This window comes from Streptomyces sp. TS71-3 (assembly GCF_018327685.1).
In the GTDB taxonomy this organism is placed as follows: domain Bacteria; phylum Actinomycetota; class Actinomycetes; order Streptomycetales; family Streptomycetaceae; genus Streptomyces.
This window is the reverse complement of the sequence record NZ_BNEL01000003.1, coordinates 1,381,181-1,403,277: the sequence shown is the minus strand read 5'-3', so window position 1 is coordinate 1,403,277 and position 22,097 is coordinate 1,381,181. Positions and strand designations below refer to the sequence as shown.

The 22,097-nt window shown below is 72.8% G+C and carries 19 protein-coding genes; 6 read left to right on the top strand and 13 right to left on the bottom strand.

The features are described 5' to 3' along the window. Position 1 precedes the first annotated feature (1 nt). Positions 2-508: a dUTP diphosphatase gene (gene dut / locus Sm713_RS30235; RefSeq protein ID WP_212913156.1), complete on the bottom strand. Its 507-nt coding sequence runs from the start codon at positions 506-508 to the stop codon at positions 2-4. Between the two features lie 205 nt (positions 509-713). Between dut and Sm713_RS30230 the strand changes: the two genes are divergently transcribed. Further along, positions 714-1,214 (top strand): DUF3093 domain-containing protein, encoded by a 501-nt coding sequence (locus Sm713_RS30230; RefSeq protein ID WP_212913155.1) that lies wholly within the window; start codon positions 714-716, stop codon positions 1,212-1,214. 423 nt (positions 1,215-1,637) lie between these two features. Here Sm713_RS30230 and Sm713_RS30225 read toward each other — a convergent pair whose 3' ends face one another. The 4 genes from Sm713_RS30225 to Sm713_RS30210 form a co-directional block, all read right to left on the bottom strand. Further along, positions 1,638-2,750, bottom strand: a complete 1,113-nt coding sequence (locus tag Sm713_RS30225; RefSeq protein ID WP_374196091.1) for a hypothetical protein — start codon at positions 2,748-2,750, stop codon at positions 1,638-1,640. A 13-nt stretch (positions 2,751-2,763) separates the two neighbouring features. Continuing rightward, positions 2,764-3,060 (bottom strand): DUF4193 domain-containing protein, encoded by a 297-nt coding sequence (locus tag Sm713_RS30220; RefSeq protein WP_003951337.1) that lies wholly within the window; start codon positions 3,058-3,060, stop codon positions 2,764-2,766. Positions 3,061-3,467: 407 nt separating this feature from the next. Beyond that, positions 3,468-4,709 carry a HAMP domain-containing sensor histidine kinase gene (locus tag Sm713_RS30215; RefSeq protein WP_212913153.1) on the bottom strand — a complete coding sequence of 414 codons (1,242 nt, stop codon included), beginning with the start codon at positions 4,707-4,709 and terminating at the stop codon, positions 3,468-3,470. A 6-nt stretch (positions 4,710-4,715) separates the two neighbouring features. Next, positions 4,716-5,369 (bottom strand): response regulator transcription factor, encoded by a 654-nt coding sequence (locus Sm713_RS30210; protein WP_212913152.1) that lies wholly within the window; start codon positions 5,367-5,369, stop codon positions 4,716-4,718. 367 nt (positions 5,370-5,736) lie between these two features. Between Sm713_RS30210 and Sm713_RS30205 the strand changes: the two genes are divergently transcribed. Then, positions 5,737-5,931: a hypothetical protein gene (locus Sm713_RS30205; RefSeq protein ID WP_212913151.1), complete on the top strand. Its 195-nt coding sequence runs from the start codon at positions 5,737-5,739 to the stop codon at positions 5,929-5,931. A 117-nt stretch (positions 5,932-6,048) separates the two neighbouring features. Here the strand turns inward: Sm713_RS30205 and Sm713_RS30200 are convergent, their stop codons facing one another. Next, complete coding sequence (locus tag Sm713_RS30200) at positions 6,049-6,966, bottom strand: inositol monophosphatase family protein (RefSeq protein WP_212913150.1); 918 nt, start codon at positions 6,964-6,966, stop codon at positions 6,049-6,051. 146 nt (positions 6,967-7,112) lie between these two features. Then, positions 7,113-8,240, bottom strand: coding sequence for a ferrochelatase (locus tag Sm713_RS30195; protein WP_212913149.1), 1,128 nt, complete (start codon positions 8,238-8,240; stop codon positions 7,113-7,115). Positions 8,241-8,443: 203 nt separating this feature from the next. Here Sm713_RS30195 and Sm713_RS30190 point away from each other — a divergent pair, with 203 nt between their 5' ends. Next, complete coding sequence (locus Sm713_RS30190; RefSeq protein WP_212913148.1) at positions 8,444-9,763, top strand: D-arabinono-1,4-lactone oxidase; 1,320 nt, start codon at positions 8,444-8,446, stop codon at positions 9,761-9,763. Between the two features lie 373 nt (positions 9,764-10,136). On the opposite strand, the gene Sm713_RS30185 is transcribed toward Sm713_RS30190, so the two are convergent. Beyond that, entirely contained in the window at positions 10,137-11,519 is a 1,383-nt protein-coding gene (locus Sm713_RS30185; RefSeq protein WP_212913147.1) for a hypothetical protein, read from the bottom strand. Positions 11,520-12,014: 495 nt separating this feature from the next. On the opposite strand from Sm713_RS30185, the gene sepH reads away from it, so the two are divergent. After that, complete coding sequence (sepH, locus tag Sm713_RS30180; protein ID WP_212913146.1) at positions 12,015-13,037, top strand: septation protein SepH; 1,023 nt, start codon at positions 12,015-12,017, stop codon at positions 13,035-13,037. Between the two features lie 65 nt (positions 13,038-13,102). Here the strand turns inward: sepH and Sm713_RS30175 are convergent, their stop codons facing one another. Continuing rightward, on the bottom strand, positions 13,103-14,020 hold the full coding sequence (locus Sm713_RS30175) for a sulfurtransferase (RefSeq protein WP_212913145.1): 918 nt from the start codon (positions 14,018-14,020) through the stop codon (positions 13,103-13,105). 308 nt (positions 14,021-14,328) lie between these two features. On the opposite strand from Sm713_RS30175, the gene Sm713_RS30170 reads away from it, so the two are divergent. Next, complete coding sequence (locus tag Sm713_RS30170) at positions 14,329-15,144, top strand: VOC family protein (RefSeq protein ID WP_212913144.1); 816 nt, start codon at positions 14,329-14,331, stop codon at positions 15,142-15,144. A 45-nt stretch (positions 15,145-15,189) separates the two neighbouring features. Here the strand turns inward: Sm713_RS30170 and Sm713_RS30165 are convergent, their stop codons facing one another. The 3 genes from Sm713_RS30165 to Sm713_RS30155 form a co-directional block, all read right to left on the bottom strand. Beyond that, positions 15,190-16,377, bottom strand: a complete 1,188-nt coding sequence (locus Sm713_RS30165; RefSeq protein WP_212913143.1) for an alkaline phosphatase family protein — start codon at positions 16,375-16,377, stop codon at positions 15,190-15,192. Next, a complete protein-coding gene (locus tag Sm713_RS30160; RefSeq protein WP_212913142.1) occupies positions 16,377-16,985 on the bottom strand; it encodes a DUF5998 family protein in 609 nt (202 codons plus the stop codon). Before Sm713_RS30160 ends, Sm713_RS30165 begins: the two co-directional genes overlap by 1 nt. Positions 16,986-17,081: 96 nt before the next feature. Then, positions 17,082-20,087, bottom strand: a complete 3,006-nt coding sequence (locus tag Sm713_RS30155) for a GNAT family N-acetyltransferase (protein WP_249416790.1) — start codon at positions 20,085-20,087, stop codon at positions 17,082-17,084. A gap of 473 nt (positions 20,088-20,560) precedes the next feature. Here Sm713_RS30155 and Sm713_RS30150 point away from each other — a divergent pair, with 473 nt between their 5' ends. After that, on the top strand, positions 20,561-20,842 hold the full coding sequence (locus Sm713_RS30150) for an HPr family phosphocarrier protein (RefSeq protein WP_212913141.1): 282 nt from the start codon (positions 20,561-20,563) through the stop codon (positions 20,840-20,842). 576 nt (positions 20,843-21,418) lie between these two features. Here Sm713_RS30150 and Sm713_RS30145 read toward each other — a convergent pair. Further along, positions 21,419-22,081, bottom strand: a complete 663-nt coding sequence (locus tag Sm713_RS30145; protein ID WP_212913140.1) for a GntR family transcriptional regulator — start codon at positions 22,079-22,081, stop codon at positions 21,419-21,421. Positions 22,082-22,097: the final 16 nt, after the last annotated feature.

The window sequence follows — 22,097 nt, the reverse complement described above, 5'->3', positions numbered from 1 at the left end:
GTCACTGTCCTTCCCGGTCAGATACGACCGAAGCGTATCGATTCCCACCCACGTGCCCACCGTCGTCACCGCTCAGGGCGGCGTGGCCGCCGGTGGAACCGAAGCCCCCGTCGGCCCGCGCCGAGTCGGGAAGCTCCGCGACCTCCTGGAAGCGCACTCTCTCGACCTGCTGGACGACCAGCTGGGCAACCCGGTCGAAGCGCTCGAACCGCACGGACTCGCGCGGATCGAGATTCACCACGATCACCTTGATCTCTCCACGGTACCCGGCATCCACCGTCCCCGGGGCATTCACCATGGCGACACCGCACCGCGCTGCGAGCCCCGAACGGGGGTGCACGAAGGCCGCGTACCCCTCGGGCAGGGCGAGGGAAACACCGGTGGGCAGCACGGCCCGTGCGCCGGGGGCGAGCTCGCAGGGCTCGGTGGTCCTGAGGTCGGCCCCCGCGTCCCCCGGATGTGCGTACGACGGCAGGGGTACGTCCGGATCGATGCGCTTGACCTGCACGGGAAGCTCCTGGCGCGCGCCGGGGCGCCCGCGCGCGAGTGCCCCCGGCACCGTACGGCCGACGGAATCTCCTAGTGGGCGCGAGCGCGCCGGATCCGGTCCACTACCACTCACAGGCGCAGACCTTACCCGCCGAAGCTTTGAGTGCCCCGCGCCGCGGCGCCCTGCGCGCGGTCCGGCATATGCGCCGTGCCAAGCTTGACGCATGCAGCCCCCCGTCACCGCCTTCGAGGAACGACTGACCGCCCCCCGCTCCTGGTGGTTGATCTGCTTTCTGGTGGGGATCGCGTCGGCCCTGATCGCGCTGCCCTTCGGATCCCTGCCCGCCCTGGGCGCCCTCGTCGGCGGCACCGCCGTGGCGGCCGTGGTGGCCAGCTCGTACTGCTCGGTGCGGATCCGCGTGGTGGCCGGCTCGCTGGTCGCCGGAGAGGCCCGGATCCCGGTGACCGCGCTCGGCGCCTCGGAGGTCCTGGGGCCGAAGGAGGCCCAGGCCTGGCGGACCTACAAGGCCGACCCGCGGGCGTTCATGCTGCTGCGCAGCTACGTGCCGACGGCACTGCGCGTGGAGATCACCGACCCCGACGACACCACACCGTACGTGTACCTCTCGACACGCACCCCGGAGCGCCTGGCCAAGGCCCTGGCGGAGGCACAGGCGGCGTCCGAGACGCCGTCAGATGCACGGCCCGAGGCGCAGGCGGACTAGGTCGTGTCCGGCGGATCTTCGTGGATCAGCCCGCGGCGTCTGGTGCCGTGCATCGCAAGGCGGAGGATCATCCTCGTACGGGGCGTACCCGGATGACTCCGACAACGCGGCGAGGTGCGGTACTGGGGGCACTCCCCCACTGCCCTGAACGGGCGTGGGAGGTACCCCCACCCACGCCCTTCAGGCAGTGGGGGAGTCGCGGGCCCACGAAGATCCGCCGGACACGACCTAGGTCCTCTCCAGACCGTCTGAGGCCCTTCCAGGCCCGCTCAGAGCCCTTCGGGCACCTCGTCGGCGCACAGCGCCCTGAAGGGGCGCGGGGGACTGTCCGACCAGCCACAAGAAGGCAGCTGGACCGCCACGACCGCAAGGGGCAACTGCCCGGGTGGGCGCGTGCGGCGCTCCGGAAGGGGGCCTGGGGTTCTACGCCCCGGGCTCGTCAGGGTCGGACGGCGGCTCTGCCGCCCCTGGCACCGCACCGGGCGGCAACGCGTCCGGGGCCTTCTCCAGCGCGGGGAGCTGCGGCACCTCGTCCCAGGGCACCTGATCGCGGCGCAGGTCGGCGCGGACGCGCTCGGCGAGCCTGCGGGTGTCCCGGTGGTTCATCACGGCCCCGACGGCCGCCCCGACCATGAGCGGCATCAGATTGGGGAGATTGCGCACCAAGCGCTTGGCGATCTGCTGGCGCAGCTCGCGCTTCACGTGGCTGCCGACGGCGGAGTTCACCGTCCAGGGCTTGCTGACGTCGATGCCGCGCTCCTCGGACCACGAGGTCAGATAGGCGACGCTGCGCTGCTTGAGGGTGCCGGGCGGGCGGAGCCCGTACACCTCGTGGAGTTCGGCGATCAACTTGAGCTCGATCGCCGCGACGCCGGTCACCTCGGCGGCGAGTTCGGTGGCCAGTGCCGGGGGCACGGGGAGCATGGCGACGGCGCCGATGCCCGCCCCCACGGTGGAGGTGCTGGCGGCGGCGCCGGAGATGAGCCTGTCGGCGATCTCGTCCGCCGTCAGGCCGGGGAAGTGCTTGCGGAGGGTCGCCAGGTCACGCACGGGGATCCGGGGGGCCAGGTCGAAGACCCGGTCGGCGAGGTAGCCGACGGCGGCCTTCGCGCGGTCGCCGCTCTTGCGTATCCCGTTCCTGACGGCCGCCAGGCGTCGCCCGACGACGGGTGCTGCCTGGGCCGGCATGGTGTCGTCCGTCCTTTCCACGGCGCCCTGTGCCGGCGGCTTGCCGGGGTCCGCCGGTATGGGCCCGTGCTGCGGGCCGGCCGGCGAGGCGGAGGCCTCCGGTGTGCCAGGGGCTTGTGATGTCCTCCGGTCTTCTTCTGCCGAGCGGGACTCTCCGGCTTCCGCCGAATATTCCGCCGAGCGGAACTCGCCCGCTTCCGCTGAGCCGGGCTCGTCCGCGGCTTCGAGCGAGGCCGGCAGGCCTCGCTCGTCGTCATGCGCACCCCGGGACGACCCCGAGGCCGCTTCCTGCCCGCGGGGGTCACGCCCCCACAGACGGCGCTTGGGGCGCTGGTCCGGGCCTGTCACGGCCGACCCTGCCTCAGTCGCAGTCGCGGCAGATGGGCTGGCCGTTCTTCTCACGGGCCAGCTGGCTGCGGTGGTGGACCAGGAAGCAGCTCATGCAGGTGAACTCGTCCTGCTGCTTGGGCAGCACCCGGACGGCCAGTTCCTCGTTCGAGAGGTCCGCGCCCGGCAGCTCCAGGCCTTCCGCGGCCTCGAACTCGTCCACGTCGACAGTCGAGGTGGACTTGTCGTTCCGCCGGGCCTTCAGCTCTTCGATGCTGTCCTCGTTGAGGTCGTCATCGGTCTTACGTGGGGTGTCGTAATCCGTTGCCATATCCGTCTCCCCCTCTGGGTGTCTGTGGTGTCTCCAGCGCACGTAACGCGTGAGAGGCCGGACTTGTGCCCGACCCGAGGCGGAGATTTTGCCTCACATCAAGGTCTGTTACTCAATCGACACCCAACCGACCCCCTCACGGGTGATCGGCTGGGATGGCGAAGGGCACCGTACACGGTCCCGGTGCCTTGGTTCACGAGCGCCACCCCGTGTACTTCCCGTGATCGGCGGCCTCGAAAACCCGGATTTTCCCGGCTTTCCCCCGGTGCGGACGACCACAGAGCGTAGGCACGCCGAAGCCTCCTCATGTGATCGATCACACACTGCGGCTCCGAAAATCAGGCTCGAAATTTCCGCGGAAAGCGAACACGTGCGCGAGAAAAGATGACGAAAAGAGCACGGCCGCCTCACATCGGAAGGGTGACGCGCATCACAAGCCCACCGCCTTCGCGCGGTTCCGCACCGATCCAGCCGCCGTGTGCACGCGCCACCGAGCGCACGATGGACAGGCCGAGTCCGACGCCTTTGTCACTTCCTGTCCGCTCGGTGCGCAGCCTCCTGAACGGCTCGAAGAGGTTGTCGATCTCGTAGGCGGGCACCACGGGTCCGGTGTTCGCCACCAGCAGTACCGCCTGCCTGTTCCGGGCCTCGGTCGTCACCTCCACCCAGCCGTCCCGGGGGACGTTGTAGCGCACCGCATTCTGCACGAGGTTGAGGGCGATCCTCTCCAGCAGCACTCCGTTGCCCTGCACCACCGCGGCCGCCCGCTCGCCGCGGATCTGCACTCCGGCCTGGTCCGCCTCCGCGCGCACCTGGTCGATCGCGCGCGAGGCGACCTCGGCCAGGTCGACGGGGCCCCGCTCCACGATCTGGTTGTCGCTGCGTGCGAGCAGCAGCAGGCCCTCGACGAGCTGCTCGCTGCGCTCGTTCGTCGCGAGCAGGGTCTTGCCGAGCTGCTGGAGCTCGGGCGGGGCGTCCGGGTCGGACAGGTGCACCTCCAGGAGCGTGCGGTTGATCGCGAGCGGGGTGCGCAGCTCGTGCGAGGCGTTCCCGACGAAGCGCTGCTGCGCGGTGAAGGCGCGCTCCAGCCGGTTCAGCATGTCGTCGAAGGTGTCGGCGAGCTCCTTGAACTCGTCGTCGGGACCATCCAGCTCGATGCGCCGGGACAGGTCCGATCCGGCCACTCGGCGCGCGGTACGCGTGATGCGGCCGAGCGGCGAGAGCACCCGGCCCGCCATCGCGTACCCGAAGGCGAACGCGATCACGGCGAGGCCCAGCAGGGCCAGCAGGGAGCGGCTGAGGAGGTTGTCCAGCGCCTCGTGCCGCTGCTGGTTGACGCAGGCGTTCAGCGCGTCCATCACGTCGTCACGGGGGCCCGTGAAGGAGTCCAGGTTGGGGCACGCGTCGCTACGGACCGTGACCTGGCCGGAGACGATCGTGAACGGCAGGTCGTTGCCGACGTGCACGGCCTGCGCGGCCAGCAGGTAGATGATCGACAGCAGCAGGATGCCGGCGATCAGGAACATGCCGCCGTACAGCAGGGTCAGGCGTATGCGGATCGTCGGGCGCAGCCAGGGGAACGGGTCGGGCCGCCTGGGGTCCCAGGTCGGCTTCGGGGGCGCCGAGGGCGGCGCGGGGGGTGCGGCCACCGGGGATCAGATCCGGTAGCCGGAGCCGGGCACGGTGACGATGACGGCCGGCTCGCCGAGCTTGCGGCGCAGCGTCATCACGGTCACCCGCACGACATTGGTGAACGGGTCGGTGTTCTCGTCCCAGGCCTTCTCCAGGAGCTGCTCCGCGGAGACCACGGCGCCCTCGCTGCGCAACAGCACCTCCAGGACGGCGAACTCCTTGGGGGCGAGCTGGACCTCCCGGCCGTCCCGGAAGACCTCGCGGCGGTTGGGGTCGAGCTTGATGCCGGCGCGCTCCAGGACGGGCGGCAGCGGCAGGCTGGTGCGCCGCCCGAGAGCCCGCACGCGCGCGATGAGCTCGGTGAACGCGAACGGCTTCGGCAGGTAGTCGTCGGCGCCGATCTCCAGGCCCTCGACCCGGTCGCTGACGTCGCCCGACGCGGTGAGCATCAGGACCCGGGTGGGGATGCCCAGCTCGACGAGCTTGCGGCAGACGTCGTCGCCGTGGACGAGCGGCAGGTCACGGTCGAGGACGACGACGTCGTAGTCGTTGACGCCGATCCGTTCCAGCGCGGCGGCGCCGTCGTAGACCACGTCCACGGCCATGGCCTCCCTGCGCAGCCCGGTGGCCACCGCGTCGGCGAGCAGTTGCTCGTCCTCGACGACGAGTACACGCACGTCGCTCCTCCTTGTGTGCCCGCGTGCGCCCGCGCGGGACCGCGGGCCCCGGGCCGGAGCGCCCTCGGGACCGATCGCATCGCGGACGGAAACCTGTAGGGGGTGAGGCCTCCATCCTGCCTCTTTCAGCCATAAACCGGCGGTAAGACGTCCTGCCGGCCGCGGGCTCCCGGATCGTGTGAATTTTCTCGCGGGGTGAGGTTTCCGCCGCTGCGGACACGGGGATGACGTCGGTTACACCCGAGATCACGCTTTGTATGTGGCGTGCCACGACCCGCCCTGCGGGCCGCAAGGTTACGTGATCGCTTCCCTTTCCAGGGCACACCCCCGTGCCACCACCGACGACCCAGGACGAGGGGGCGCAACCATGGACGCATTCACCGCAGGCCTTCTGCAGCGCATAAGGGCGACCGAGTCTGACCTGACGCGGGCACGCGAAACCGGGGACGACTTCCTTGCCGATGTGGAGCAGGGGGAACTCGACGACCTGCACCGCCTCGCCGCCGAGCACGGCGTGGAGGTCGGCGCGCAGAGCGTGGAGGCCGGAGTCTCAGCCGGCTGAACGTAGTCATTCAGGGCCGAAGGGGCCCCGAAGCCTCCCAGAGGGCTTCGGGGCCTTTCTCGTGTCTCAGCGCGCGGTCACGTGCTCGTGACGTCGTACGGCGGGCGTGGCGGGTGGCTAGTCGTGCCAGGCGCCCAGCTCGTCCAGGATCCGCTGGAGCGGCGCGAAGACGCCGGGCGTGGCCGCCAGCGCGAGGTCATAGGACGGCCGCTCGCCGGGCCGGCCGCCGGTGAGGGCACCCGCCTCGCGCGCGATCAGGTCGCCGGCGGCCATGTCCCACGGGTTGAGGCCGCGCTCGAAGTACGCGTCGAGCCGCCCGGCGGCGAGATCGCACAGGTCGACCGCGGCCGAGCCGCCCCGCCGGATGTCCCTGACCTGGGGGACGAGCTGCCGGGCCACCTCAGCCTGGTGGTCGCGGACGGTGGTCACGTAGTTGAAACCGGTGGCCACGAGGGACTGCTCCAGGGGCGCGTCGGCACGGCAGCGCAGCCGCTGCTCGCCCGCGTACGCCCCGCCGCCGAGCACGGCGTGGAACGTCTCCCCGCGCATCGGCACCTCCACGACCCCGACGACGGTCTCCCCGTCGCGCTCCGCGGCGATCGACACCGACCAGGTGGGCAGGCCGTAGAGGTAGTTCACGGTGCCGTCGAGCGGGTCGATCACCCAGCGCACCCCGCTGGTGCCGGTACGGGAGGCGCCCTCCTCTCCGAGGAAGCCGTCCGCGGGCCGGTGCTCCCCGAGGAAGCCGGTGATCAGTTTCTCGGCGGCGATGTCCATCTCCGTGACGACGTCGATGGGGCTCGACTTGGTGGCGGCGACACCGAGGTCGGCGGGGCGGCCGTCGCGCAGCAGCGTGCCCGCCCTGCGGGCCGCCTCCTTGGCGAGGGCGAGGAGCTCGTCGCGCTCGGCCCGCTCTGCCGGGCCGGGCTGCGGGGACTGCGTGCTCTGCGTGCTCTGGTCGGACCGGGGGGTCCGGCCGGACTCTGCGGACTTCTCGGGCTGATCGGGCTGGCCGGACTGCGCGGAGCTGGTCACGGTTCTCCTAGGGGACCGGCGTGCGAGCGCCGGCTTGGTCGGTGGGGCGGATGGCCCCGGAGCCGCGGTCACGTCGGTGGGACCGGGGCGAGGAGGCCGGGTCGGCGGAGAGTCGGCAGGCGGATGTCGCGGGTGTGGCTTCGGCGTCACGCGTAGGGGCTGTCCGCGCCCGCGGCGGCGGGCTTGGGGGCGCGGGCCGGGCAGCAGCCCACGGGGCAGACGTCGTGGCTCGGGCCCAGCTCGCCCAGGGCGCAGCGGCGCACCGGCAGGCCGCGCTCCGTGGCGGCGCGCTCGACGACCAGCTCGCGCACGGCCGCGGCGAAGCGCGGGTCGGCGCCGACCGTGGGCGAGCGGCGCACCGGCAGGCCCAGTTCCTCGGCCTTGGCGGTCGCCTCCGTGTCCAGGTCGTACTTGACCTCCATGTGGTCGGAGACGAAGCCGATGGGGACCATCACCGCGGAGGGCGCCCCGGCGGCGTGCAGCTCCTCAAGGTGGTCGCAGATGTCCGGCTCAAGCCAGGGGATGTGCGGGGCGCCCGAACGGGACTGGTAGACGAGGCGCCACGGGTGCTCGGCCCCCGTACGCTCCCGGACCGCGTCGGCGATCAGCCGCGCCACGTCCAGGTGCTGTGCCACGTAGGCGCCGCCGTCGCCGTGGCCTTCGACGGGCCCGGAGGTGTCGGCGGACGCCTGCGGGATGGAGTGGGTGGTGAACGCGAGGTGGGCGCCGTCGCGCACGTCCGCGGGCAGATCGGCCAGCGAGGCCAGCACGCCGTCGATCATGGGCTCCAGGAAGCCCGGGTGGTTGAAGTAGTGCCGCAGCTTGTCGATCCGGGGCGGCTCCAGGCCCTCGGACTCCAGGGTCGCCAGCGCCTCGGCGAGGTTCTCGCGGTACTGGCGGCAGCCCGAGTACGAGGCGTAGGCGCTGGTGGCCACCGTCAGGACGCGCCGCCTGCCGGCGGCGGCCATCTCGCGCAGGGTGTCGGTGAGATAGGGGGCCCAGTTGCGGTTGCCCCAGTACACGGGGAGGTCCAGGCCGTGCTCGGCGAAGTCCTTGCGGAGGGCGTCGAGCAGGGCGCGGTTCTGGTCGTTGATGGGGCTGACCCCGCCGAAGAGGTAGTAGTGCCGCCCCACCTCCTTCAGGCGCTCCTGGGGGATGCCGCGGCCCCGGGTCACGTTCTCCAGGAACGGGATGACGTCGTCGGGGCCCTCGGGGCCGCCGAACGAGAGCAGCAGCAAGGCGTCGTAAGGGGTGGAATCCAGCTCTTCGGGCATGCCCCCGATCCTCCCATCCGTGCTCGGCGGCAGGGAAACGGCCGACCTGATCGGCGCCGTCGGAGGGGGGGCGCGGGGGATGGAGAACCCTGCGGGCATGGGTATGATCCCCCACCACCGGCCGGCGGTACTGACCGGTCGGTAACCGGGCTGCACGGCCGCCGCCCCGGCGGCGGCCGCCACGGCGGGAGGAGCTCTCGGCAATGGCGTACGGGAACGGAACCGCGTGGCACAACTGGGCGGGCAACGTCACGGCACGGCCGGTACGCGAGGCCGCCCCGGCCTCCGTCGAGGAGCTCTCGGCGGCGGTCCGCAAGGCCGCCGAGGACGGCATGAGGGTGAAGGCCGTGGGCACCGGCCACTCGTTCACCGCGGCCGCGGCCACGGACGGGCTGCTGATACGGCCGGGCCTGCTCTCCGGGATCCGCGCCGTCGACCGCGCGGCGGGCACCGTCACGGTGGGCGCGGGCACCCAGCTGAAGCGGCTGAACGCGGCGCTGGCCCGCGAGGGCCTGTCGCTCACGAACATGGGCGACATCATGGAGCAGACGGTGTCGGGCGCCATCAGCACCGGCACGCACGGCACCGGCCGGGACTCGGCGTCGATCGCGGCGCAGGTGCACGCCCTGGAACTGGTGACCGCGGACGGCTCGGTGCTCACCTGCTCCGCCGACGGGACCGAGGAGGAGCGCGCGGTGTTCGCCGCGGCCCGGGTCGGCCTCGGCGCGCTCGGTGTGATCAGCGCGGTGACGTTCGCGGTGGAGCCGGTCTTCCTGCTCGCCGCGCGCGAGGAGCCGATGCGCTTCGACCGGGTCATGGAGGAGTTCGACGGGCTCGTCGCGGAGAACGAGCACTTCGAGTTCTACTGGTTCCCGCACACCGGCAACTGCAACACCAAGCGGAACAACCGCAGCGCGGGCCCGCCCGCACCGCTCAGCAGGGTCACCGGCTGGGTTGACGACGAACTGCTCTCCAACGGCCTCTTCCAGGCGGTCAACACGCTGGGCCGCGCGGTTCCCTCGACCGTGCCGGCGATCGCCCGGGTGGCCAGCCGCGCGCTGTCCGCGCGCACCTACACGGACATCCCGTACAAAGTCTTCACAAGCCCCCGACGCGTGCGCTTCGTGGAGATGGAGTACGCCCTGCCGCGGGCGGCGCTGGTGACGGCGCTGCGGGAGCTGAGGGCCATGGTGGACCGCTCGCGGCTGCGGATCAGCTTCCCCGTCGAGGTGCGCACGGCGCCCGCGGACGACATCACGCTGTCCACGGCGTCCGGCAGGGACAGCGCCTATGTGGCCGTCCACATGTACCGGGGCACGCCCTACCAGCAGTACTTCACGGCCGCAGAGCGCATCTTCGTCGGCCATGGCGGGCGGCCGCACTGGGGGAAGGTGCATACGCGCGATGCCGCGTACCTCTCCGGGGTGTATCCGCGGTTCGGCGAGTTCACGGCGCTGCGGGATCGGCTCGATCCCGGGCGGGTGTTCGGGAACGACTACTTGCGGCGGGTTCTGGGGGACTGAGGGCCGGCCCCACGGCCGGGGCTCGCCCCTTGGTCCCGGTGCCCCGGCGGTACGGCGGTATGGCGGCTCGGCGGTATGGCGGCTCGGCGGTATGGCGGCTCGGCGGTTTCGCCGTCCCGGCGGTTTGCGCAGTTCCCCGCGCCCCTTATCTGCGGTGGTTTCTCCGCGGTACGACAGCGCGGGCATCGTCGTGGTTGATCGCGCAGTTCCCCGCGCCCGTTATGTGCGGTGGTTTCTCCGCCATGTCACAGCGTCGGCATCGTCGTGGTTGATCGCGCAGTTTCCCGCGCCCCTTGTGTGCGGGGTCAGCCCTCTCTTGCAGGTCCAGCCCCGGTGCGTGCCCCGGACGGCTCACGGCTCGGGGCCGCGTGGGTCAGCCCGTGGGGGCGAACGGGCGCTCCTGGTCCTGGGTGGTGGAGCCCTGCTTGCCCGTGTCCGGTGACGTGCCGCCGTCCTGGCTGGGCGTCGGGGTGGGGGTGGCCGGGGACGTGGGCTGGTCCTGCCCGGGGCTGTTGCCGGGGTCGGGGGTGTGGTGGTGCGAACCGGTGCCGCCAGAGCCGGAGCCGGTGCCGGAGCCGTCCGTCTCGCCGGGGGTGGGGGTGGTGCCCCGGTCCTGCGGCTGCTCGGTACCGGGGGTGGGGCTCCCGGTGTCCTGGTCCGGCTGCTGACCGGACGGCGCGCTGTCCGACGGCCGGTCGGTGGGCGTCGCCGGGGGTGTGGCCGGGGTGTGCCGGGCCGTGGGGTGACCGCCGCCGAAGACGTTGCCGATCGTGGTACCGGCCGTCCCGCCGCCGAGGCTGTGGCCGGACACCAGCTCGTAGCCCGTGATGCCGCCCATGGTCACCGCGAAGACCAGGCCGGCCGCGATCAGGGGCCGCTTCAGGCCGCGCACGCGCGCGTGGTGCACGGTCCCCTCGCTGTACTCCTCCGACGGCTCCCCGTACTCCCCCGGAACCCCGCTCCCCATCGCCACGCCCTGAGCCGGGGCGCCCGGGTGGAGCGGTGGGCCGTGCTCCCGCTGCGCGTCCCTCTGGGCCATGGCCCGGCGCAGCAGAAGGGTGATGTCGTCGCGCCGGGCGCCCGCAGCCGGGGAACCGCCCGTGGCCGCCGTGTCGGCCGTGCCCGTACCCGGCACGGCCGAGGGGTCCCACGCGTCGCCGCCCGCCGCGGCGTCCCGGTCGCCCCCGCCGGTGCCGCGCGGAGCCCAGGGATCCACGTCCTGACCGTGCGGCGGCCGGTCCTGCGCACGCGGGGTGACGGTCGTCAACGCCCGGGCGTCCCCCAGCCCCCCGGGTGCCGTCTCCCCCTTCATCTCGGACCGGAAGGTCGCCGGCACCGGGAACCCGTCCTGCTGCCTGGGCACCGGCACCTGCCGGGCACGCGGCTTGGCCTGGGATGCGGCGACGCGGATCTGCTCGCCGGTGCGCCGGAAGAAGTGCTGGAAGAGCGGGCCGCCGCAGGTGGCTATCGCGCTGACGAGGCCGGCGCCGAGGATGGTGCCGTACACGCCGAGGTTCGCGGCGAACTTGGCGGCCACCACCGCGGCCACGGCGCTCCCGGCCACCTGAGGCAGGTTCAGGTCGAGCCGGCGCCTGTGGCCGCCCTCCTCAGGGGCGTCCTCGGAGGTGCCCGCCACGTCCGGGTCGGCTCCGGTCGCCCCGCCGCGTGCACCGCGGCCGCCCACCGTGCCCCTGCCCGTCGGGTCGCCCGCCCCGCCGTCGGCGTACCCCTGCGCGTGCCGTCGGGGATCCGGCATCTTGCCCATCTGCGACCCTTGCCTGCCCTTCTCGACCGTTTGCACGGGAAATTGCACAGCTAGGGTACGAATGAGCGAGGTATCGTGGTTCCACTTCTGGCGGATTCGTGAACTATGCCACGCATAATCTCCACGTGATCCACCGAAACACCAGTCAACTCCCGCACCTCTACAGAACTTCGACGGCGCGCCGGTCCACCCGGCTGGCCCAATGGAGTACTGTTGCGAGCCCTGGGTCCGGTCTACCGCCGGGGCGCCGAGGGCCTTCCAGGACCGCCGAAAGGGGGCACGTTGCACTCCGCGTCGCACAGAGTGGCCAGAGCAGTCACTCAGCGTTGCAAAAAGGTAACCGTGCCATAACGGCGATCCAGGGTCCACGCCCGACACGCCGGGCAACACGGCAAGGTTGTGGCAGGCTGCACCCGGGCAGGCCACACTCGACCAGCGGAAGCAGCGACGCACGTGACGTCGGCAGGCACCACCCGGGAGGTCCCCATGCCCGAACTGCGTGTCGTGGCCGTCTCAAATGACGGCACACGGCTGGTGCTGAAGGCTGCGGACAGCACGGAGTACACGCTTCCCATCGACGAGCGGCTCCGCGCCGCCGTTCGGGGCGACCGTCCTCGTCTGGGCCAGATCGAGATCGAGGTGGAGAGCCATCTCCGCCCGCGTGACATCCAGGCGCGTATACGCGCGGGCGCCACCGCGGAAGAGGTCGCCCAGCTCGCCGGCATCCCCGTTGACCGGGTGCGGCGCTTCGAGGGCCCCGTGCTGGCGGAGCGCGCCTTCATGGCCGAGCGAGCCCGGAAGACTCCGGTACGCCGTCCGGGTGAGAACATCGGCCCCCAGCTCGGTGAGGCCGTCCAGGAGCGGCTACTCATGCGCGGTGCCGACCGCGACGCCGTGCAGTGGGACTCGTGGCGGCGCGACGACGGCACCTGGGAGGTGCTGCTCGTCTACCGCGTCGCCGGCGAGACCCACACGGCAAGCTGGACGTACGACCCGCCGCGCCGCCTCGTGCAGGCCGTGGACGAGGAAGCGCGCTCCCTGATCGGCGAGACCGACGACCTCGCCGCGCCGGAGCCGAGCTTCCCGTTCGTCCCGCGCATCGCACGGCTTCCGCGCGAGCGCTCGGAACGGCCGAGCCTGCCCGGGCCCACCAGTCCCATGGACGACGACGGCGACCAGGGCCGGGACTCGCTCACCAGCCTGCTGGAGGCCGTGCCGAGCTTCCGCGGCGACCTGGTGGTGCCCGAGCGTCCCGAGCCGGCCGCCGAGCACACCCCGGAGGAGCCCGAGCAGGAGCCGGAGGCCGAGGAGCCCCCGGCGCCCGCGGCCTCGGCGGGGTCCGCGTACGCGGACGTGCTGATGCCGCGTTCGGTCGGCGGCCACCGCGAGCGGCTGGTCGGCTCCACGGACCGTCAGGCCGAGGCGGACGGCGTACGCCCGGGACGCAGGGCCGCGGTGCCGAGCTGGGACGAGATCGTCTTCGGCACCCGCCGGAAGAAGCAAGAGTAGGAGCACCTGTGCGAAGACGGCGGCTGCACCCCTGTGCGGCCGCCGTCTTGCCGTGTGCATGTCTATTACTGGGGATCGGGCCCCGTGGCGACCGGCCGGTCCGGATCCGAGGACCACTCGGACCACGAGCCCAGGTACAGGTCCGCCCGGATGCCCGCGACGGCCAGGGCCAGCACCTCGTGGGCGCCGGAGACCCCGGAGCCGCAGTAGACACCGACCTCCGCGCCGCCCGCCGCACCCAGCGCCGCGAAGCGCTCGGCGAGTTCACGGGCGGGCAGGAAGCGGCCGTCCGCGGTGACGTTCTCCGCGGTCGGCGCGGACACCGCGCCCGGGATGTGGCCCGCCACCGGGTCCATCGGCTCGACGTCGCCGCGGTAGCGCTCGGCGGCCCGGGCGTCCAGCAGCACCCCGGACCGGGCGAGCGCGGCGGCCCCGTCCGCGTCCAGCAGTCCGGACGCCTCAGCTCCCGTTTCGGAACCTTCCGAAATCGTTGGGGAGTTGCCCTCCGCCGACCGTGCCAGATCGGAAACGGATCGGGACGGGCCGGGAGCGGGCCGGAAATCACCGGCCTCCGGCCGGCTCTCCGACTCCCCGGATTCCAGCGGTCCCTGCCAGACGCCGAGGCCGCCGTCCAGCACGCGGACCGAGGGGTGGCCCGTCCAGCGCAGCAGCCACCAGGCGCGTGCGGCGGCCCAGCCCTGGCCGCCGTCGTAGACGACGACCGGACGGTCACTACGCACCCCGGCCGCGCGCATGGCCGCGCCGAAGGCCTCGATGTCGGGCAGCGGATGCCTGCCGGCCGCCCCGGCGGGACCGGCCAACTGGGCGTCCAGATCGATGAAGACGGCACCCGGGATATGGCCCTCGGCATACGCGGGCCGCTGGTTCGGACCGCCGAGCTGCCAGCGCACGTCCAGCAGCAGCGGAGGTTTGGGCCCGGCAGATTCGGCCAAGAGTTCGGATGCGGAGATGATGGCTTCCATGACGCCATCCTTGCGCACGGGGTGGCTCCCCCGCCGCCCCCCGGATACTCTGCTCGACGACCAGATGCGACCACTGCGCGTACTGGAGTAGACACACGTTGTGCATCTGCCTTACATCCGCGGATCATTAAGCAGAAACGAAAAATCAATAAGAAGCAGCCAGAAAGCCGACGAGAACCGGAAAAAGTAGCCGAACTATTAAGGCGAGCAGCTCCAGAGCGTGCGGGTGCAATGGGGCACGCCACGCACTCCCCTGCGGACGGAGCGGCAGCGAAGCGGCACCACGAAGGGTCGAGGAGAGAGTGACGATGACCGAGGCGCTGGGTTCGACCGGCAGACTGGGTGCCCCCGGGCACCCCCGGCGGACACCGGGAACGCCCTGCTGGGTGAGTCTGCTGGTGCACGACCTGACGACCACCCAGGACTTCTACGGAGCGCTGTTCGGCTGGGAGTTCCGGCCCCAGCCCACCGCGACCCCGCTGGGGTACTACGCACAGGCGCTGCTGGACGGCCGGGAGGTGGCCGTGATCGGGCAGCTTCCCGACGAGCGCCGCGACCCCGTCGCGTGGACGCCCTACCTGGCCACGGACGACGTGGACCTCACCGCCGAGATGGTGCGGCTGTGCGGCGGCACCGTCGGCTTCGGGCCGCTGGACGCGGGAGCCGCCGGCCGGCTGGCCCTCGCCTCCGACCCGAGCGGCGCCGTCTTCGGCATCCGGCACGCGCCCGCCTACCCGGGCCGCCCGGTCTCCGGGACGCCCGGCGCACCGGCCTGGACGGAGCTGATGACCCATGAGTCGGCGCGGGTCATCAGGTTCTACGAGGACGTCTTCGGCTGCACGCACAAGCCGAACGTCTCCGCGGGCCCCGACTGCGTGACCCTGCATACGGCGGACGGCCGACCCGTGGCCTCCATCCGCGGAGTCGGTGGCCCGCAGTTGCATGGCAGGGGCGCCCACTGGATGACGTACTTCGAGACCGTCGACGTCGACGCCGCGGTCGCGCGGACCACGGAGCTCGGCGGCAGCGTCGTCGAACCGCCGCGGGACGGCCCCTACGGCCGGGTCGCCACCCTCACCGACCCGGCGGGCGCGGCGTTCGCCCTCGTACGGACGCCCGACTGACCGTCTCGCCGGGGAAGGTGCCGGGGCGACGTCGCCGAGCAGCCGTCAGCCGCGTACCTCGAGCAGCGGGACCAGTTGCTCGGCGGGTGTCATGGAGCCGTGGTTGCCCACCATGGCCGACTCCTTGGGTTCCAGCAGGCTCGCGGTGATCAAGACGTCGTCCCTGGCCGCCGCGATCACGTCGCCCAGCCGCCGGTACACCCGCTCCTCGACCACGGGGCCGAACCAGCCGGCGGCGATGGCCTCGTCCCGTCCGGCCACCCAGAACCGGTCGCCGAGCACCTCCTGCCAGACCGCGAGCACGTCCGACGCCGCGCCCGGAACCGCGTAGACGTGCCGGGCGCGGCCCTCGCCGCCCAGCAGGGCGACACCGGCGCGCAGCTCCCAGTCGTCGTCGAAGTCGATGCGGTGCTGCTCGTCGAAGGCGACGTCGAGCATGCCGTGGTCGGCCGTCACGTACAGGGCGCTGCGCGGCGGCAGCTGCTCCGCGAGGCGGCGCACCAGCCGGTCGGCGCGGGCCAGCTCGGCGCGCCACTCGTCGGAGTCGACCCCGAAGCGGTGCCCCTTGCCGTCCACGTCCGCGTAGTACGTGTAGACGAGGGAGAGGTCGCCGCCCGCGAGCTGCTCGGCGGCGAGGTCCATGCGCTCCTCGCCGGGGAGCCGGCCGTGGAAGGTGCCGCCGCTGAGCGCGACTTGGGTGAGCGGGGTGGTCGCGAACGTCGGGGAGGACACCTGCGCGGTGTGCACGCCCGCCTCCGCGGCCCGCTGGAAGAGCGTGGGGTGAGGTTGCCACTGGCCCGGCGACGTCCACGGCTGCCAGCGGAGCTGGTTCATCAGGCCGCCGGTCTCCGGGTCGCGGACCGTGTAGCCGGGCAGGCCGTGCGCGCCCGGGGGCAGCCCGGTGCCCACCGACGCCAGGGACGTCGCGGTGGTGGCGGGGAAGCCCGCCGTGATGGGGCGGCCCGTGCCGCCGCGCGAGGTCCCCAGCAGGGCGGTCATGTACGGGGCCTCGCCGGGGTGCGCCTGGAGTTGCTCCCAGCCGAGGCCGTCGATCAGGAAGACGCAGACGCGGTCGGCCGGAGCGAGCTCCTGGATCCCGGCGGACGTCCCGGCCACACCCTGGTGTGCGGCGATCGTCGGCAGCAGGTCGGCGAGCGAGCCGGTGCCGTACTCCGGGACCGGGGCGGTGGCGATGGCGAGCTGCTCGGGTGGGTCCAGCGCGGGCTGTGCCATCAGTGCCCGGTGTCCGCGCCGGCGGCCGTGGTGGCCTCGGACAGCGCCTGGGCGAAGGCGAGGGTCTGCCGTACGGCGTCCGCGCCGTCACCGGCCTCGCTGACCCGCAGGCTGAGATCGTCGGCCGTGGAGCTGCCCGTGTAGCCGTGGTCGGCCTCGCAGTTGGGGTCGCCGCAGGCGGCGGGCTCCAGGTCGAGCCGGGACACGGCGCCCCACCCGATGGTCAGCACCACCTCGCGGGGCAGCGTGCCGGGGGTGTACGACTCCGGGTTCGCCACGACCCGGCTGACCACCACCGAGGAGATCCGGCCGATCTTCACCGATTCGGTGGAGGTGGTGGCGTACGGCGTCGGCGAGCTGGAGTCCGCCGCCTGCTCGTCGGTGTGGCTCACGATGAACCGGGTGCCGGTGAGCACGAGGACCGTCACATGACGGCGCACCTCGTTCGCGTCGAAGGTGGTCTCCTGATGGACCAGGTACGACCCGATGTTCTCGCCGCCGATCGCGGCCTCCACCGCCTCGGCCACGATCGCCGGGTAGTAGCCGCTGCGCTCGATCGCCGCTCGCAGCCCCTGGGTCGTCGTACTGGTCTTGGCCATGCCGTCCATCCTACGGCCCTGGGGCCCGCCTCAGGTCCCGCAGGAGGGCCGGTGTACGGCCCTGCTGCGACCGGCTGCTCCCGGGCGGTGTCCGGGCCGCCGCCTTCAGTAGGCGGGCATGGTGCGCGGGCCGAGGTCGGTGCGCGCGGGCGGCGGGGCGAGCCGCACGGAGGCACCCAGCACGGACACCCCGTGTCCGGCCACGACCACGGGCTCCAGGGAGACCGCGACGACCTCCGGATGGTCGTCGACCAGGCGTGAGAGGCGGAGCAGCAGCTCTTCGAGGGCACCGGTGTCGGCCGGCTGCGCGCCGCGCCAGCCGAAGAGGAGCGGTGCCGTCCGGATGGACCTGATCACGGCGTGTGCCTCCCGGTCGGTGACCGGGATGAGGCGGTGCGCCATGTCCCCGAGCAGTTCCGAGGGCGCGCCGGCGAGCCCGAAGGAGAGCACGGCTCCGGCGCTGGGGTCGATGACGGCGCGCACGACGGTGTCGACGCCGCGCGGGGCCATCGCCTGGACGACCGGGAGCAGTTCCCCGGGGCTGCCGAAGGTGTGGGTGAGCTCCGAGTAGGCGCGGCGGAGCTGCTCCTCGTCCGCCAGGTCGAGCCGGACGCCGCCGAGGTCGGCGCGGTGCCGCAGGTGGGGCGCGGTGGTCTTGAGCGCCACGGGGTAGCCGACCGCCGCGGCGGCCCGGACGGCCTCCTCGGGACCGGGCGCGGGCAGGGCGGCGCGGAGCGTGATGCCGTAGGCGCCGAGCAGGTCGCCGGTGTCCTCGGGGGCGAGCGTGGCCCCGCGCGGATCGTTGCCCGCGCGCTCCATCAGGGCGCCGATCAGCTCCGCCGCCCGCTTCTCCTCGATGTCGTCGTACTGGGGCACTCTGCCGGGGTCGGCCGCCTCACGGCGCCACTGCGCGTACTTCACCGCCTCGGCGAGGGCACGGGCGGCACGTTCGGCGGCCGGGTAGGCGGGGATGCGGCGGTCGTGGGCCTCTTCGGGGGCGGGGGGCGCCGGGGGCTCGGGGGGTGCGGCGGGGACGGGGGGTGCCGGGTGCGGCTCCCCCTGGGCCGTTCGCTCGGGCCGGGGCGGGCCGGTGCTGCCGGCCGCGGACAGCGCGTCGGCCAGGCCGCCCAGCTCGACGTGGACCACGGAGACGGGCTTGTGCGGGTGCGCGGCCGCGGCGGACCGGAGCGCCCCGGCCAGGACGCCGTCCGTGGTGGGCCCGCCGTCCACGGCGGGGATCACGGTGACCACCACCGCGTCGCAACTGTGATCCGCCAGGGCCTCCCCCAGCGCGGCATGGAAGTCGCCGGGGGTCGCCGCGGTCGTCAGGTCCCGGGGCCGCAGCGGGTGCAGCCCCTCGGAGAGGCAGGCGTCGTACGTGAGCAGGCCCAGGGACTCGGAGTTGCCGAGGATGGCCACCCGGGGCCCGGCGGGCAGCGGTTGCGCGGCGAGCTGGAGGCCCGCGTCGACCAGCTCGGTGATGGTCTCCACCCGGATGACGCCGGCCTGCCGGAGCAGCGCGGAGACGGTGGCGTGGGGCAGCCGGGTGGGCGGCACGGCGTGCCCGGTGGGCGCGCTTCCGGTGTGCCGGGCGCCCTGCACGACCACGAGCGGCTTGGCGGCGGCGGTGCGCCGGGCCAGGCGCGTGAACTTGCGCGGGTTGCCGATCGACTCCAGGTACATCAGAGCGACGTCGGTGTCCGGGTCCTCGTACCAGTACTGGAGGACGTCGTTGCCGGAGACGTCGGCGCGGTTTCCGGCGGACAGGAACGTGGAGACGCCTGCGACGCCTGCGACGCCTGCGACGCCTGCGACATCGACGACACCGGCAACGCCCTCGACACCGGTGGCACCCTCCGCGCCTGAGGCATCTGACACATCTGTCGCGCCAGCCGGGGCCGTCCCGGTGGTACCGGCGGGGGCGGCCGCCGGCTCCGCGGGGACCGGACCGCCTCCGCCCCGCCGGTGCAGCCGGGACAGCAGGGCGATGCCGATCGCGCCGGACTGCGTGAACAGCCCGATCCGCCCCGGCCTCGGCAGTTGCGGGGCGAGCGAGGCGTTCAGCAGGACGTCCGGTGCGGTGTTGGCGATGCCGAAGGCGTTGGGGCCGATGATCCGCATGCCGAACGAGCGGGCCTGGCGGACCAGCGCCCGCTGCCGCTCCAGTCCCTCGTCACCGCTCTCGGCATAGCCGGCCGAGAGCACGACGAGCCCCTGCACGCCGTTCTCCCCGCACGTGTCGACCACCTCGGGCACCAGCGGCGCGGGAACCGCGACCACGGCGAGGTCGACGGGTTCGCGCAGCTCCCCGAGGGACCGGAGCGCGGGAACGCCGTCGAACGTGGTCGTCTCCTCGGGGAAGGCCTTGTTCACGGCGTAGAGCCGGCCCGTGAAGCCGGCGGCGCGGATGTTGGCCAGCACGCTGCGGCCCACCCCGCCCGCGGTCCGGCTGACGCCGATGACGGCGACGGAGCCGGGCCGCAGCAGCCGCTGCACGGAGCGCGCCTCGGCCCGCTGCTCGCGGGCGAGCTGGACGGCGCGGGACGCCTCGGTGGGAGCCAGATCCAGCTCCAGGCGTACGACGCCGCCCTCGAAGGTCCGCTGCTGCTGGTAGCCGGCGTCCGTGAAGACCTTGACCATCTTGGTGTTGGCGGGCAGCACCTCGGCGGCGAACCTGCGAATACCGCGTTCGCGCGCGACGGCCGCGATGTGTTCCAGCAGCGCGGACGCCACGCCCCTGCCCTGGTGGGCGTCCTGCACGAGGAAGGCGACCTCGGCCTCGTCGGCCGGCTCCGGGGCGGCCCTGCCGTCGCCGTCGATGCGGTCGTAGCGCACGGTCGCGATGAACTCCCCGCCCACCACGGCCGCGAGGCCCACCCGGTCCACGAAGTCGTGGTGGGTGAAGCGGCGCACGTCGTTCGCGGAGAGCCGGGGATAGGGGGCGAAGAAGCGGTAGTACTTCGACTGGTCGGAGACCTGCTCGTAGAAGCTGACCAGGCGGTCCGCGTCGTCGGCGGTGATCGGCTTGATCCGCGCGGTCCCGCCGTCGCGGAGCACCACGTCGGCCTCCCAGTGCGCGGGGTAGGCGTGCCTGTCCGACGGGCTCTGCATGGGGTCAGCGTACGGCCCTCGGGCGCCGGTGTACCGCCGCCGGAGGCGTGTTCCGCGGGCGGTGCGCCGGAGCACGCTCCGACCGGCTGGGGGCGGCCGGAGTGCGCTCCGAACGACCGGCCGCGGGACGCGCGCGTGGCTTCCCGGCACGGGGTCCCTTGGGCGAGGGCCCGTGCGCGGGCTCCTCTGGGCGAGGCGTCCCGAGTAGCCGGCGGGTGACGAGTCGCGGGGCGAGGTGCGTGGGGTGCTTGAGGTGCGGGCATGAGGACAGGCGCGAGGCGGGGAGCCGCTGTCGCGCGGAGTCGTGTTCGATCGGTGGCCCCGCCCTGCGCTCCTGCCCCGTGTGACACACTGGTCTAGACAACCACCCGGGAGTCGTCGCCACGCCCCCGCCCGCACGGACGCCGCCGTCCGGATGGCACGCATGGGACCTTTGCCGGACACGCCGAGACATCTGAAAGGGCATCGACACCATGGCTGAGCGCCGCGTCAACATCGGCTGGGCCGAGGGCCTTCACGCCCGCCCCGCCTCCATCTTCGTCCGGGCGGCCACGGCCTCGGGCGTCCCGGTGAAAATCGCCAAGGGCGAGGGCGTTCCAGTCAACGCCGGGTCCATGCTCGCGGTGCTCGGCCTGGGGGCCCAGGGCGGCGACGAGGTCGTGCTGACCTCGGACGCCGAGGGCGCGGACGCGGCCCTGGACCGGCTGGCGAAGCTGGTGTCCGAGGGCCTGGAGGAGCTGCCCGAGACGGTCTGAGGGTCCACTGCGGCCGGGTGCCGAACCCGGCTGCGGCTCGCGGGGGTGCCCGCCCGTGCAGCCGGAACCCGAGGGCCGTCTCAGACCCGAGCGCCATCTCACGATGCCGCATCCGCCGGCCGTTGCCGTGCCGGCGGGTGCGGTTTTTGTGCGTTCGGGGCCGAGTGTTTCCGCGTGAGTCGGGCGCGTCCGTGTGAGACCGCCGGTTCCGCGTGGGACGGGCGGGTCCGTGTGAGACCGCCGGTTCCGCGTGAGAGCGGCGCTTCCGCGTTGGACCGGCGCTTCGGCATGAGACAGGTGCGCCGCGTGAGACACGTGCTTCCGCGTGAGCGGGTTTCACATTTTCCGGACACGTAAATGTCACGCGGCAATGCGCCGCATACGCGCCGGACGCGTGCCCGCATAATCCGGCAAGACGGTGCAGGAATTCCGGGGCGCGAAAAACGGAACCGGCACCGGATTTCGCGATACCGCACGCCTATGCACTGCCGGGCTCATGCTCGTATATGAATCACCGCCGACTCCGTTTTTACGGGGCGCCTGTTAAAAACGGTGCCCCGCCGCATGTACGGCGTGTTACGAAGCCCTCACGCGGTCGGGGCGCGCGGGTGTCCTGGGGAGGCGAAGGCGGTGGGCCGGGATGCCCCGTTCGTTGTGCAGCGCCGTCACCGACCGGGCACGCTCGGCGTCGCCGCGGGCCACGGCGTCGAGGATCGCGGCGTGCTCCGCCCAGCACTCCGTGGAGCGCTCGCTCACGTCGACGGTGTACATCCAGGCGACCTTGTGCCGGAGCTGGGTGAGCAGCGCGGTGAGGCCGGGGCTGCCCGAGGCCTGGGCGAGCGTCTCGTGGAACCAGCTCTCCAGTGACCGCAGGTCCTCGCCGTGACCACGCCTGACGCGGTCGTGCCCGAGGCGCACCAGGCCTCTGAGCACCTTCAGATGAGCCTGGGTGCGGCGCTGCGCGGCGCGCGCGGCGCCCATCGGCTCCAGGAGCAGGCGGATCTCCAGGAGGTCGGCGGCCTCCTGCTCGGTGGGCTCGGCGACGCAGGCGCCGGCGTGCCTGCGGGTGACTACGAAGCCCTCCGCCTCCAGGGTGCGCAGTGCCTCGCGCACAGGGATGCGCGAGACGCCGTAACGTCGCGCGAGGACCTCTTCGGTGAGCCGGCTGCCGCGCTCCAGCGCACCGGAGACGATGTCGTCCCGGATGGCCGTGCATACCGAGTGCGCGGGAATGCGCATGACCCGACCTCCGCCC